Source organism: Olleya marilimosa CAM030, from assembly GCF_000518485.1.
GTDB lineage: Bacteria > Bacteroidota > Bacteroidia > Flavobacteriales > Flavobacteriaceae > Olleya > Olleya marilimosa.
Window position 1 is genome coordinate 346393 of sequence record NZ_JADR01000002.1, and the last position, 14827, is coordinate 361219.

At 32.2% G+C, this 14827-nt stretch carries 15 protein-coding genes; 10 read left to right on the top strand and 5 right to left on the bottom strand.

Annotated elements, in window-relative coordinates:
* Positions 1–84: 84 nt before the first annotated feature.
* The 4 genes from leuB to M890_RS15790 are packed head-to-tail and all read right to left on the bottom strand — an operon-like array spanning position 85 to position 4365.
* Entirely contained in the window at positions 85–1203 is a 1119-nt protein-coding gene (leuB, locus tag M890_RS0105580) for a 3-isopropylmalate dehydrogenase (protein WP_028282589.1), read from the bottom strand.
* A gap of 10 nt (positions 1204–1213) precedes the next feature.
* Complete coding sequence (leuD, locus tag M890_RS0105585) at positions 1214–1804, bottom strand: 3-isopropylmalate dehydratase small subunit (protein ID WP_028282590.1); 591 nt, start codon at positions 1802–1804, stop codon at positions 1214–1216.
* A 1-nt stretch (position 1805) separates the two neighbouring features.
* The gene (gene leuC, locus M890_RS0105590) at positions 1806–3188 is read right to left on the bottom strand and encodes a 3-isopropylmalate dehydratase large subunit (protein ID WP_028282591.1); all 1383 of its coding nucleotides are present in this window, start codon (positions 3186–3188) and stop codon (positions 1806–1808) included.
* 1 nt (position 3189) lies between these two features.
* Positions 3190–4365: a 2-isopropylmalate synthase gene (locus M890_RS15790; protein ID WP_051437457.1), complete on the bottom strand. Its 1176-nt coding sequence runs from the start codon at positions 4363–4365 to the stop codon at positions 3190–3192.
* Positions 4366–4513: 148 nt separating this feature from the next.
* On the opposite strand from M890_RS15790, the gene M890_RS0105600 reads away from it, so the two are divergent.
* Positions 4514–6058 carry a class I SAM-dependent methyltransferase gene (locus tag M890_RS0105600; protein ID WP_036597181.1) on the top strand — a complete coding sequence of 515 codons (1545 nt, stop codon included), beginning with the start codon at positions 4514–4516 and terminating at the stop codon, positions 6056–6058.
* Between the two features lie 239 nt (positions 6059–6297).
* Complete coding sequence (locus M890_RS0105605; RefSeq protein WP_028282593.1) at positions 6298–6507, top strand: Fjoh_0651 family PID-CTERM protein; 210 nt, start codon at positions 6298–6300, stop codon at positions 6505–6507.
* Here M890_RS0105605 and M890_RS0105610 read toward each other — a convergent pair.
* On the bottom strand, positions 6496–7086 hold the full coding sequence (locus M890_RS0105610; RefSeq protein WP_028282594.1) for a riboflavin synthase: 591 nt from the start codon (positions 7084–7086) through the stop codon (positions 6496–6498). The genes M890_RS0105605 and M890_RS0105610 overlap by 12 nt on opposite strands.
* A gap of 66 nt (positions 7087–7152) precedes the next feature.
* Here M890_RS0105610 and pdxA point away from each other — a divergent pair, with 66 nt between their 5' ends.
* The 8 genes from pdxA (at position 7153) to M890_RS0105650 (ending at position 14822) form a co-directional block, all read left to right on the top strand.
* Positions 7153–8199: a 4-hydroxythreonine-4-phosphate dehydrogenase PdxA gene (gene pdxA, locus M890_RS0105615; protein ID WP_028282595.1), complete on the top strand. Its 1047-nt coding sequence runs from the start codon at positions 7153–7155 to the stop codon at positions 8197–8199.
* Between the two features lie 72 nt (positions 8200–8271).
* A complete protein-coding gene (locus M890_RS0105620) occupies positions 8272–8811 on the top strand; it encodes a YceD family protein (protein WP_028282596.1) in 540 nt (179 codons plus the stop codon).
* A gap of 9 nt (positions 8812–8820) precedes the next feature.
* Positions 8821–9021, top strand: a complete 201-nt coding sequence (gene rpmF, locus M890_RS0105625; protein ID WP_028282597.1) for a 50S ribosomal protein L32 — start codon at positions 8821–8823, stop codon at positions 9019–9021.
* A 176-nt stretch (positions 9022–9197) separates the two neighbouring features.
* Entirely contained in the window at positions 9198–10193 is a 996-nt protein-coding gene (locus M890_RS0105630; RefSeq protein WP_028282598.1) for a beta-ketoacyl-ACP synthase III, read from the top strand.
* A 32-nt stretch (positions 10194–10225) separates the two neighbouring features.
* A complete protein-coding gene (gene accB, locus M890_RS0105635; protein ID WP_028282599.1) occupies positions 10226–10705 on the top strand; it encodes an acetyl-CoA carboxylase biotin carboxyl carrier protein in 480 nt (159 codons plus the stop codon).
* Positions 10706–10790: 85 nt separating this feature from the next.
* A complete protein-coding gene (gene accC / locus M890_RS0105640; RefSeq protein ID WP_028282600.1) occupies positions 10791–12143 on the top strand; it encodes an acetyl-CoA carboxylase biotin carboxylase subunit in 1353 nt (450 codons plus the stop codon).
* Between the two features lie 87 nt (positions 12144–12230).
* Positions 12231–12908 carry a hypothetical protein gene (locus M890_RS0105645; protein ID WP_036597183.1) on the top strand — a complete coding sequence of 226 codons (678 nt, stop codon included), beginning with the start codon at positions 12231–12233 and terminating at the stop codon, positions 12906–12908.
* Between the two features lie 24 nt (positions 12909–12932).
* Positions 12933–14822 carry a hypothetical protein gene (locus tag M890_RS0105650; protein ID WP_157243261.1) on the top strand — a complete coding sequence of 630 codons (1890 nt, stop codon included), beginning with the start codon at positions 12933–12935 and terminating at the stop codon, positions 14820–14822.
* The last annotated feature ends 5 nt before the right edge of the window (positions 14823–14827 follow it).

The window sequence follows — 14827 nt, forward strand, 5'->3', positions numbered from 1 at the left end:
TGAAGACATTTTGTTTTCAGGTTTTTTTTTAACTAAAAAAGTCCGGTAAAAATTACCGAACTTTTTAGACTAATAAATAAATTATTATATAATTGTAGATTGTCCTAAATGAATATTAGCGAAATTAATATTCGTGTCCTTTGGGTTGCTAATAAAGTCGGCAATAAAGTCTCCAACTTTAGAAGTAGAAACATTATCATAGGTTGTATTTAGATCTGGAGTAGTAATATTTAATTTTAAAGATTTTTCTACGCCTTCTTTAATTAATTCTGCTTCCTCATGTAATTCAAAATGTTCAAGTAGCATCGCAGCACTTAAAATTGAAGCTACAGGATTAGCAATACCTTTGTCTGTTGCTTGTGGATAAGACCCATGTATTGGTTCAAACATCGCATATTTATCTCCAACAGATGCAGATGCTAATAGTCCAATTGAACCACCAATGACGCTAGCTTCGTCACTAATAACGTCACCAAATAAATTTTCTGTAAGGATAACATCAAACTGTTTAGGGTTTAAGATAATTTGCATTGCTGCATTATCAACAAATAAAAAGTCTAATGTTACATCTGGATAATTTTTAGCTAAGTCTGTTACAACCTTTCTCCATAAACGTGAGGTTTCTAAAACATTAGCCTTGTCAACTAAAGTGACTTTTCTTTTTCTGCTCTGTGCACTTTTAAAGGCTAAATGTGCAATGCGTTCAATTTCATGTTTAGAATATTCACATAAATCTGACGCAGTATTGCCATCTTCGCTTAAATGTTTTTCGCCAAAATAAATACCTCCAGTCAGTTCACGATAAATAGTTATATCTGTACCTTCTATAATATGTTGTTTTAATGGTGATTTATCCAACAGTGTATCATAGGCCTTAACAGGTCTAATGTTTGCGTAAAGACCAAGTTCTTTTCTAAGCTTTAATAAGCCTTGTTCTGGACGTATTTTTGCACTTGGATTATTGTCGTATTTAGGGTGTCCAATAGCTCCAAATAAAATAGCGTCACTTGACTTGCAAAGTTCTAAAGTGGCTTCAGGTAAAGGATTGTTATGTTGGTCTATTGCTGTAGCGCCAACAGGAGCTTCCTTAAATAAAAATGAATGGTTGAACTCTAAAGCAATTGCTTTTAAAACTTTTATGGCTTGATTTGTTACTTCTGGTCCAACGCCATCACCTGGTAAAACAGCTATGTTTAATTTCATAGTATAAAATTTAATATGTTTTTTTAGCTTCAAAAGCTGTAATAGTTTCTTTTTTGCTTAATAAATAGTCAATATCATCGTAGCCATTTATCATGCATGTTTTTTTATAGGTATCTATATCAAAAGTTTCTTTAAAGGACGTGTCATTAACAGATATAGTTTGATTTAATAGGTCTACTTTTAATAATGTTTCTGGATGATTAGTTATTGTGTCTAGTAAAACTCTTAAAAATTCAGCAGAAACTTGAACAGGAAGTAGTCCATTGTTTAAAGCGTTACCTTTAAAAATGTCTGCAAAAAAGCTAGAAACAATAACCTTGAAACCATAATCGCTTAAAGCCCAAGCTGCGTGCTCCCGACTAGAACCGCAACCAAAATTGTCTCCAGCGACTAAAATACTCCCTGAATATTTAGAATTATTTAAAGAGAAAGACTTATTTATAGAGTTGTCTTTGTTGAATCTCCAGTCCTTAAATAGGTTGTCTCCAAAACCTTTACGATCTGTTGCTTTTAAAAATCGAGCAGGAATAATTTGATCGGTATCTATGTTTTCTATTGCTAACGGAATAGCTTGAGATTGTAGTGTTGTAAACTTTTCCATTTTAATTTAGTTGTTTTGTTATGTCCACAATTTTGCCTTCAATAGCTGTTGCTGCTGCAACTAAAGGACTGGCTAATATTGTTCTAGACCCTTGTCCTTGTCTACCTTCAAAATTTCGATTTGAGGTTGAAACACAATATTCGCCTTGCGGAATTTTATCATCGTTCATTGCTAAACATGCTGAACAGCCTGGTTGTCTTAGCTGGAAACCAGCTGCATCAAATACATCTTTAAGTCCTTCTTTTATAATTTGAGCTTCTACTTGTTTACTACCTGGAACTAACCAAGCGGTAACATTAGCTGCTTTTTGTTTTCCTTTTATATAATTTGCTGCAACTCTAAAATCTTCAATTCTTGAATTGGTACAACTACCTATAAAGACATAGTTAATAGGTTTATTGATTAAAGATTCTCCTTTTTTGAAATCCATATATTGCAATGATTTTTCAAAAGAAGCATCGTTTATTGTTGGTATGTTCTCGGTTACCTTAATTCCCATTCCTGGGTTTGTCCCATAGGTTACCATGGGTTCTATATCTTGTGCGTCAAAAGTATATTCTTTATCAAAAACAGCATCAGCATCGGTTGGAAGTGTTTTCCAATACGCTACTTTTTTATCAAAAGCATCTCCTTTTGGCGCAAATTTTTTGTCTTTTACATAGTCAAAAGTGGTTTGGTCCGGAGCAATCATTCCGCCTCGAGCTCCCATTTCAATACTCATATTGCAGACTGTCATTCTGCCTTCCATGGACATATTTTCAAATACATCTCCAGCATATTCACAGAAATATCCAGTACCTGAGTTTGTTCCTAATTTTGCAATGATGTATAAAATGACATCTTTTGGTAGTACACCATTTTTGAGTGTTCCGTTAACGGTTACTCTTAAGCTTTTTGGTTTGGTTAATAATAAACATTGACTAGCAAAAACTTGAGCTACTTGACTGGTTCCAATACCAAAAGCAATAGTACCAAAAGCGCCATGAGTAGAGGTGTGACTGTCACCACAAACCATAGTCATTCCTGGTTGTGTGATTCCTAATTCTGGAGCCATGACGTGTACAATTCCATTGTATTTATGCCCTAATTGGTAGAGTGTAATATTATTTTTTTTACAGTTTTTGGATAATTGTTCTAATTGATTTCTAGATAAATCATCTTTAACTGGTAAGTGTTGGTTTTGTGTTGGTGTATTGTGGTCTGCTGTAGCTACGATTTGATTAGGTCTAAAAACAGGAATATTGCGTTCTTCAAGCTCGTTAAAAGCCTGTGGACTTGTTACTTCGTGGATTAGGTGTTTATCAATATACAATACTTGTGGACCATTTTTAATGGTTTCTACAACGTGTGCATCCCAAACTTTATCAAATAATGTTTTTCCCATATTAAGCAGAAATTATTTGTTGATACACGTTACTAGTTTCTATAATTTGATGGATGTCTCCATCGTTTATTTCTTTTTTTCTGTCTGCAAAATTTAAAAAATTAGCATACACATCGTCTAGTTGTAATTTGGTTAATTCATAACCAACATTTTTAGCTCTGTAAGCTAAAGCTGCACGACCACTTCTTGCTGTTAATACAATTGCTGATTCTGTTACACCAACATCTTTAGGGTTGATAATCTCATAGGTTTCACGATTTTTAATTACACCATCTTGGTGTATTCCAGAGCTATGTGCAAATGCATTTGCGCCAACTATTGCTTTGTTGGGTTGTGTATAAATTCCCATGCTGTCTGATACTAATTGGCTTAATCCGTAAAGCATTTCGGTTTTTATACTTGTATCTAAGTTTAGATAAGGGTGTTGTTTTAAAACCATAACTACTTCTTCTAAAGCAGTATTACCAGCTCTTTCTCCAATACCATTAATGGTACATTCTATTTGTCTTGCACCATTTATGACGCCTTCAATGGAGTTAGCGGTAGCTAAGCCTAGATCGTTGTGACAATGACAGGACAAAATAGCGTTTTCAATACCTTTTACGTTTTCTTTTAAATATTTAATTTTTGCTCCATATTCACTAGGTAGGCAGTAGCCTGTAGTGTCTGGAATATTTAATACTGTTGCGCCAGCTTTAATGGCAGCTTCACAGACTCTTGCTAGATATTCGTTTTCTGTTCTACCTGCATCTTCTGCATAAAACTCGACATCTTCAACAAACGATTTAGCATATTTTACAGCATCGTAAGCACGTTGTATAATATCTTCTCTGTTAGATTTAAATTTGTGAATGATGTGAGAATCCGATGTTCCAATTCCAGTGTGTATTCTTGGGTTTTTAGCATGCTTTAAAGCTTGTGCAGCTACTTTAATATCGTTTTTAACAGATCGGGTTAATCCGCAAACAGTCGCGTCTTTAACAATTTTTGAGATAGCTTCAACCGATTTAAAATCTCCTGGACTAGACACAGGGAATCCTGCTTCAATAACATTTACGCCTAAAAGATCTAATTGTTTAGCAATGACTACCTTTTGCTCTGTATTTAATTTGCAACCAGGTACTTGTTCGCCATCCCTAAGGGTGGTATCAAATATTTGAATTGTGTTTTTTGACATTTTAAGAGAGAATTATTTTTCATTTGAATTACTAATTTATACTTTGGTTATCTGTTAAGATCCTCGTCCTAAGATGTGTTACGATGTTCAATAAACAAATAAGGTTGTAAATAATTGATTATCAGTAAAATAAAAAATATATTAGTTGATGACTAAAGAGCAAAAAGATAATTTATTTTTATTAGTTAAGTCATTAACTAAGTCTGAAAAGCGCCAATTTAAATTGTACGTGGGTAGACTTGGTGTGAATTCTGATTCAAAATTTTTAAACCTTTTTAATCTATTAGATAAGGCAAGTTTGTATAATGAAAACGCTATTTTAAAAAGCGGAGTGGTAAAAAAACAGCAACTTGCTAATGTTAAAGCGCACTTGTATAAACAAATTTTAGTGAGTTTAAAATTAAATCCCTCACATCAAAATATTAGGTCTCAAATAAGAGAGCAACTAGATTTTGCTTCTATATTATATCATAAAGGGTTATACAGACAAAGCTTGAAGATTTTAGAAAAGGCTAAAGAGGTTGCTATAATCAATGAAGAAAAAAACTTGGCTTTTGAAATAGTTGAGCTTGAAAAGATTATTGAGACACAGTATATAACACGAAGTATTGGTAGTAGAGCTGATCAATTAACCATTCAGGCAAAAGAGTTAAGCGAGCTAAATGTTATTACCAGCAAATTATCCAACTTGTCACTGCAACTTTATAGTATTATTTTAAAAACGGGCTACGTTAAAAATGAAGAAGAAAGTACAGCTGTTACAAAGTATTTTAACGATAGGTTACCAAAAGTTGAGATATCTGGATTGGGTTTTAGAGAAAAACTATGGTATTACAAAGCGCATTTATGGTATAGTTTTTTAATGCAAGATTTTTTAAACTGTTATAAGTATGCATTAAAATGGGTAGATTTATTTTATGAAAACCCTAATATGATAAGCTTAAATCCTGTATTTTTTTTAAAAGGAAATAACTACCTATTAGAAGCTTTATATTTTATAAAAAACAAACCTAAGTTTAAAGCTAAGCTAGCAGATTTTTACTCTGTGGTAGACCAGGCTAATTTCCCGAAAGACGAAAACGTAGCTTCATTAGTATTTTTATATGGTAATTTTCATAAAATAAATTTACACTTCATTGATGGTAGTTTTGATGATGGATTAGTTTTGATACCTAAAATTGAAGCAGAGTTAATTCAGTTTGATAATAAGATTGATGCACATCATAAAATGATATTTTATTACAAATTTGCAAGTTTGCATTTTGGAGCAGGTAATAATAAGGAGTGCATTAAATACTTAGATAAAATTATTTCTAACAAGTCGCTGTCTATGCGAGAAGATTTATTATGTTTTTCTAGAGTTTTAAATTTAGTAGCACATTATGAAGCAGGTCTAGATTATCATTTGGAAACCCTACTAAAAAGTACTTACAAGTTTTTAATTAAAATGAATGACTTACATAAAGTGCAAAAAGAGATGATAAAATTTATTAGAGGTTTACAGGATATTTATCCTCAAGATATTAAAAAGGAATTTAAAAAACTATTAGAAACCTTAAAGCAGTACGAAGACCATCCATTTGAGCGTCGTGCGTTTTTATATTTAGATATTATCTCTTGGTTAGAAAGTAAAATTGAAAACAAACCAGTTGGTAAAATTGTCAGAGATAAATATTTAAAGTTATATGCTTAGTCAGACCATATAAAAAATGATCATCATATAATATTATTAAAATTTAATAGTTTGTATGTCGTAATGCAAGTGGTTTTAAAAAAACAAATGTTATCAAATAGTCAAATAATTGAAATTTCAACCCTAAAACGGTATTTTACCGAAGAAAACAGCACTTAAAAGGTGTTTTTGTTTAAAAAAGAGAATCAAATGTTTTGATAGCATGCTTTTTTTATTACATTTACAATCTCAAATCAGCAATGAAGAAAAATAAAACATTAATAGCAACAGTCTTATTTTTAATGATAAGCATAGTTGGTGTAGCTCAGATAGTAACTCCACCACCTCCAGCACAACAAGTACCTCCTGTAGGGTTGCCAATAGATAGTGATATTATTGTGCTTGTAGTTGTTGGTCTATTGTATGGTGTTTATAAGTTGCTAACTAAACGTAAAGCATCAAACATTTAATTCGTTTAAACGCTTTACATACTTTCCAATAACGTCAAACTCTAAGTTTATTTTAGTTCCAATTTTAAACTGTTTAAAATTAGTGTGTTCATAGGTATACGGTATGATTGCAACGCTAAAACTGTTTTTTTGAGAATTTACAACTGTTAGACTAACTCCGTTTACAGTTATAGACCCTTTTTCTATAGTTATGTTGTTAAGTTTTGGGTCATACTCAAAGGTGTATAGCCAGCTACCATTAGTTTCTGTAGCTTCAGTGCATATTGCTGTTTGATCTACGTGACCTTGTACAATGTGACCGTCTAATCTGTCTCCAAGTTTCATAGCACGCTCAATATTAACTATATCATTAATTTGTAAATCGCCTATATTGGTTTTATCTAAAGTTTCCTTAATAGCAGTAACTTTGTATTGGTCATCATTTATTTCAACTACAGTTAAGCACACGCCATTATGCGCAACACTTTGATCAATTTTTAATTGATTAGTAATGGTACTTTCAATAGTAATATCTAAATTATCTTTAACTGTTGTTAACTGCTTAACAGTTCCAAGTGTTTCAATTATTCCGGTAAACATAAACTTAATCGTATTATTTGGTTAAATTTGCTTTGGTAAATTTACAAACAATAGTTATTAGTATTAATGAAGAAAGAAGAAAATATTAGACTAGGTATATCAATAGGTGACTTAAATGGTATAGGTGCTGAAGTGGTTTTAAGAATTTTTGAAGATAATAGAATGTTGGATTTTTGCACACCTATTATTTTTGCTTCCATTAAAACCATGAGTTTTGTAAAAAATCATTTTAAGTTAGATATTAACTTAAACGGAATTCATAATATAAATCAAGCAATAGCTGGACGAGTTAATGTTTTAAATTGTTGGAAAGAAAACGTAAACATAAATTTTGGACAAGAAGATTTAAAAATAGGTGAATACGCAATAAAATCTTTAGTTCAGGCAACAAAAGCTTTAAAGGAGGACGAAATAGATGTTTTAGTCACAGCTCCTATAAATAAGCACAACATACAATCAGACACTTTTAAATTTCCTGGTCACACAGATTATCTAAATCAAGAGTTAGAAGGTAATAGTCTTATGTTTATGGTAACTCAAGGATTAAGAGTTGGATTATTAACAGACCATGTTCCGGTAAAAGATATTGCAGCCCATATTACTCCAAAACTTATAGAAGAAAAAATTGCAACAGTATACCAGTCATTAATACAAGACTTTAGAATAAACAAACCAAAAATAGCAGTATTGGGCATTAATCCTCATACTGGAGACAATGGCGTGATTGGTAATGAAGATGATACTGTTTTAAGACCTACATTGCAAAAAATAAAAGCTTCAGGTAAGCTAGTTTTTGGCCCATATGCAGCAGATAGCTTTTTTGGATCAGATAATTATAAAAACTTTGACGCTATAATTGCATCCTACCATGACCAAGGTTTAATACCATTTAAAACCCTGTCGTTTGGGCAAGGTGTAAATTATACAGCAGGATTAAATCGAGTAAGAACCTCGCCTGATCACGGAACAGCCTATGAAATAGCAGGAAAAGGAACTGCAGATATTAGTTCTTTTAAAGAAGCTATTTTTACTGGAATACAGATTTTTAACAACAGAAAAGAGTATCAAGAGCTTACCAAAAACCCATTAGGATTTTCTAAACGAAAGATATAAACAAAAAAATGTTTATAAGTCTTTTTAATAAAGAAAATTTTATATATTTGCAGGCTCAAAATAGATGTGGTAATGAAGCAATTAAAAGAATTTACAATACCATTTGTAGGTTTAAAAATAGGAAAACATCATTTTGATTATAGTATAGATCAAACGTTCTTTAATCATTTTGAATATGAAGACTTTAACTCTTGTAATATTAAAGTAGATTTAATTTTAGAAAAAAAATCAACTTTATTAGAGTTAAACTTTCAGATTTCAGGAACAGTAAACGTCAATTGTGATGTTACAAACGAACCATTTGACCTACCAATAACAACAGATTTTGATTTGGTAGTAAAATTTGGAGACGAGTATAATGATGAGCATATAGACATATTAATCATTCCACATGGAGAGTATGAAATAAATGTGCAACAATATATATATGAGTCTGTTGTGTTAGCATTACCAAGTAAACGTATACATCCAGGTGTGGAAGACGGAACATTAGATTCTGATATACTTGACAAATTAGATGAACTTAGCCCAAAGCTAAAAGAAAAAAAAGAAGACAAAGAGGAAACAGATCCTCGTTGGAATACATTAAAAAAACTATTAACGGATAAATAATAATATAAAATGGCACATCCTAAGAGAAAAATCTCGAAAACAAGAAGAGATAAGAGAAGAACACATTATAAAGCAGTTGCGCCACAAATTGCAACTTGCCCAACAACAGGTGAAGCTCATTTATACCACAGAGCGCACTGGAGTGAAGGTAAACTTTACTACAGAGGTCAAGTTTTAATTGACAATTCAGTAGAAGAAAACGTAGCATAATTACTATGCATGCATATAATAAAACGCTCACTTGTGGGCGTTTTTTTTATGATTTGTTTTTCTTTACGTTAAAAAGCATTTACTTTGCATAGAATTAGTCTGAAAAAGAGTAATTTTATTATAATTAAGTCAAATCAGGTCATTTTGGACCTTTTTTTGACTAAAATAGCTAAAATATGAGCAAAATCTCTGCTGCAATTACTGCTGTTGGTGCCTATGTACCAGACTACGTTTTGTCTAACAAGGTGCTAGAAACACTTGTTGACACAAATGATGAATGGATAACATCAAGAACAGGAATAAAAGAGCGTAGAATACTTAAACTAGAAGGCGAAGGGACATCTTACCTTGCCATTAATGCAGCTAAAGATCTGCTTAAAAAACGTAATCTAGACCCTAAAGAAATAGACTTAGTTATTGTCGCAACTGCAACACCAGATTTACCTGTTGCTGCAACAGCGGTATATACAGCAACCCAAATTGGAGCAACTAATGCATTTGCCTATGATTTGCAAGCAGCTTGTTCAAGTTTTCTTTATGGTTTATCCACAGCAACCAGTTATATAGAGTCTGGACGTTACAAAAAAATATTACTTATTGGAGCAGATAAAATGTCGTCTATAATAGATTATACAGATCGTGCTACATGTATAATTTTTGGAGATGGTGCAGGAGCTGTTTTATTAGAGCCAAATACAGAAGGACTAGGTTTTCAAGATGAATACCTAAGAAGTGATGGTTCTGGTAGAGAATTTTTGAAAATTGAAGCAGGTGGATCAATCTTACCTCCATCTCATGAAACAGTAGACAATAAACAGCATTTTGTACACCAAGACGGTCGTACAGTATTTAAGTTTGCAGTTTCAAATATGGCAGATGTTTGCGAAAAAATTATGCAACGCAACAACCTTAGTCACGATGATGTGTCATGGTTAGTGCCACATCAAGCTAATATGCGTATTATTGACGCAACAGCTAACAGAATGAATTTACAAGACGATAAAGTCTTAAAAAATATACATAGATACGGTAATACAACATCTGCAACATTACCATTGTTACTAAACGATTTTGAATCTAAACTAAAAAAAGGAGATAATTTAATATTTGCTGCTTTTGGAGGTGGATTTACTTGGGGTTCTATTTATTTAAAATGGGCTTACAACTCTTAAACTAACTAAATAAAGATTAATAACTTATAATTATGGATTTAAAAGACATTCAAAACTTAATTAAATTTGTTGCTAAATCAGGAGCAAGTGAAGTTAAATTAGAAACTGACGATGTAAAAATCACGATAAAAACGGGATCAGAAACAGAGACTACTTACGTTCAACAAATTCCAATGCAAGCTCAAATGCCAATGCAACAAGCTATGCAACAAGCTCCTGCAGCACCAGCAGCTACAGAAGCAGCAGCTCCAGCAGCAGATGAAAACTCAAAATATATCACTGTTAAATCTCCAATTATCGGAACATTTTACAGAAAACCATCTCCAGACAAACCATTATTTGTAGAGGTAGGACAAACTATTGCAGAAGGTGATGTACTATGTATTATCGAAGCAATGAAATTATTTAACGAAATAGAATCTGAAGTGTCAGGTAAAATCGTTAAAATATTAGTGGATGACTCTTCTCCAGTAGAGTTTGATCAACCATTATTTTTAGTAGACCCATCTTAATTTTAGATTATTAGTGTTTTTGACTGCTTGTAAAGTAGTTGAAAAATCGAATAATCAAATCGTCTAATTATCTAATTTATACAAGATGTTTAAAAAAGTATTAATTGCCAATAGAGGAGAAATAGCATTACGTGTTATCAGAACCTGTAAAGAAATGGGCATAAAGACCGTTGCAGTATACTCTACTGCAGATGCTGAAAGTTTACACGTCAAATTTGCTGATGAAGCAGTTTGTATTGGACCTCCAGCAAGTAGTGAGTCTTATTTAAAAATGTCAAATATTATTGCTGCAGCAGAAATAACAAATGCAGACGCTATCCATCCAGGTTATGGATTTTTATCTGAAAATGCTAAGTTTTCTAAAATCTGTGAAGAACACCAAATAAAATTTATTGGTGCATCTGAAGAGATGATTAACAGAATGGGAGATAAAGCAAACGCTAAAGCAACTATGATAGCTGCAGGTGTACCTGTAGTACCAGGAAGTGAAGGTGTAATTGCAGACTTTAAAGACTGTCTAAAAGTAGCTAAAGAAACAGGATATCCTGTCATGCTTAAAGCTTCTGCAGGTGGTGGTGGTAAAGGTATGCGTGCTGTTTGGAAAGAAGAAGATTTACAAAACGCTTGGGAGTCTGCTCGTGCAGAATCTAAAGCTGCTTTTGGAAATGATGATATGTACATGGAAAAACTTATCGAAGAGCCACGTCACATCGAAATTCAAATTGTAGGAGATAGTACAGGAAAAGCTTGTCATTTATCAGAAAGAGATTGTTCTATCCAACGTCGTCACCAAAAGTTAACAGAAGAAGTGCCTTCTCCTTTTATGACAACAGCTTTACGTAAAAAAATGGGTGAAGCAGCTGTAAAAGCAGCAGAATATATTAAATACGAAGGTGCAGGAACAGTAGAGTTTTTAGTAGATAAGCATAGAAATTTCTACTTCATGGAAATGAATACGCGTATCCAAGTAGAGCACCCAATTACAGAACAAGTTATCGATTTTGACTTAATCCGTGAGCAAATATTAGTTGCAGCAGGTGTGCCAATTTCTGGAAAAAACTATACTCCAAATCTACACTCGATTGAGTGTCGTATAAATGCGGAAGATCCTTTTAACGACTTCCGTCCTTCACCAGGAAAAATTACAACATTACATGCTCCAGGTGGTCATGGTGTTAGACTAGACACGCATGTATATGCAGGTTATAGCATTCCGCCAAATTATGACTCAATGATTGCTAAGTTAATTACAACAGCTCAAACTAGAGAAGAAGCTATCAATAAAATGAAGCGTGCTTTAGACGAGTTTGTTATAGAAGGAATTAAAACAACCATTCCTTTTCATAGACAATTAATGGATCATCCAGATTATTTAGCTGGTAATTATACCACTAAATTTATGGAAGATTTTGTTATAGAAAAACAAATAGAAGAATAAAACTAAGGCTCCGAAATTAATTTCGGAGTTTTTTTTTGATGCATATAACAAATAGCTTCAGTATATTTGAATACTAAAGTAAGTTTCATGAAAAGTCCTAGTTACCTAAAATACAGTCTTTTGTTATTGGTGTTTTTTTCAATAACATCTTGTTTTGAAATTATTGAAGAGATTGACCTAAATAGTGATGGTACAGGTACAATGACTTTTACGTTAAACATGAGTAGAAGCAAGTCTAAACTAGCATCAATAATGCTGTTAGACTCTGTTAATGGTTATAAAATACCTTCAAAAGCAGATATACAAAAAGGACTAAATGATATGGTTTCCGAGCTTAAAAAAGCAGAAGGAATCACTAATGTTGTTAAATCAGCAGATTACGAAAATTTTGTGTTTTCAGTAAAATGTGATTTCAATAAAATTGAAAATATCAATAAGATTACTAACAAAATAACTAGTCAGCAAAAAAGTAACTCAGGATCGACCTCGTATTTATTTGATGATAAAAACGGTGTTTTTAAAAGAAAGTATGTCTATTCTTCCCAAATCAAAAAACAGTATAATAAATTAAAAACCGAGAATAAAAAGATTTTTGATGATGCCTCCTATACAGTAATTTACAGATTTGATAAAGAGGTAAGCACTCAAAACAATAATCAAGCTAAAGTTTCTAATTCTAAAAAAGCAGTTATGCAACGCGTAAGTGCAATGGATGTGATTAATGGTACAGGAGACTTTACCACTCATATTCAATTAAAAAAATAATCCTTAAACTAACACAACCAACCAATGAAAAAATTATCATGTGTAATCATGCTATGTGCATCTGTATTTTCTTTTGCACAAAATTCAACATCAAAAATCCCAAGTGATGCAGCTGTTGTAGCCACAATAAAAGGAAATAATTTGTTACAATTAATGTCAATAGATGAGTTAAATAACTCGTTTATGGGAACTGAGATTTTAAAAGAATTATCTAGAAAACAGACTAAATACAACTCGTTGGAAGATTTTGGTTTTGACTTAAATGGCGCTGCTCATTATTTTTTCCAAGCTAATGATAGTATTAATTACAACGCATTTATCGTTCCTTTAAAAAATGTAACTGCTTTTGAAAGCTTTTTAACCACCCAAAGCAAAAAAGAAATTGCAAACGTTAACGGAATCAGGTCTTTTAAAGATCATAATCAAGGCGGAATTGTTTGGGATAGCTCAACTTTGATAATGGTTGTTGGAAGTACTAACGATGCGTATTTTCAAAACCCAGAGGTCATGGAGCGTTACGGACTAACACAGGATGATTATTATGGATACGTAATAGATGATGCTGTTGTTGAAAGTGCAGAGGATTACGATGATGAAGTTATAGAGGCTGAAGAAGCTTATGAGGAAGAAATAGAAGAAACGGTTATCGAGTCTACAGAAAGTGAAGAGGTCTATGAGGACGAGTATATGGAAGAGGAAGCTACTGAAGTTGTAGAGTATGATTACAATAATGATGCGTCTAACTACCAAATTAAAAGCGCCATAAATAAAAATTGGGCTTTATTAAAGGCAGAGCAGCTTTTAAAGCAACAACCAAATCGTTCTATCTTAAAAAACAAATCATACTTAAGTAGCCTAGACAGTAAAGCAGAAGCTACATTATGGGTCAATGACTTTGGGCAATTATATGCTAATATGTTAGGGTCTATGTACTACAATCAATTAGTTGGTTTTGATTTATCAAGCATGTATGCTAATAATGGTTTAACAGCTAAATTGTTTTTAGAAAACGACAAAATGGTACTAAATACAAAGTACACTATGTCTGATCAAATGGCAGATAGTTATAAAAAAATGACCTCTAGAAAACTTAATAAAAAGTTTTTAGATTATGTAAATGAAGACAGAATGATTGGTTTTATGAGCTACTCTATAGACACAGAAGCCATGTTAGAAGAGTATCCTAAATTAATGAAGTCTATGTATAGCAACATGCCATATTACGGAGAAGAAGCTAGTTTGGGTATAGATTTATTTTCTTTATTATTAGATGAGGAAGCTGTTGGAGAAGTAATTAATGGAGATTTACTGTTTTTATTATCAGGTATCTCTCAGCAAGAAGTAACTTATACTACATACCAATATAATGACGATTATGAGTATGTTGAAGTTGAAAAAACAAAAACTGAAACAGTTCCTGATTTTTTATTAATGGCATCTACGGATGAGCCTAGCATGCTTAATAAATTAATCCAATATACTGTAAATAAAGAAATGGTAACTTTTAACAATGGTTATTACACATTTGAAATTCCAAGAAGCCCACTGGCTATTCACTTTGTAATTAAAGACGGAATTGCTTTTTTAGGTACATCTGAAGCAGAAATGAATAAAATCGTCTCAGGTACATTTGATGCTAAAGTAACATCTAAAACTAAAAAAATGATGTTAGACAATTCTTATTCAGTATTTGTTAGTGCTAAACAATTAGCACAACAATTACCAATAGAAGAGATGGGAATTGACAGAAGTGGTAAGCTAGAATGGTTTTTAAACACAACAGAGGATGCATATATTACAGCATCAAAAATTAAAGGAAATGCAGTTAATAGCGAAATGGTTGTTGGTGTGCCTCCAACCGAAGAAAATGCTTTAAAATACATCTTTAATATCATCGAAAAATTTGCAAAATAATTATT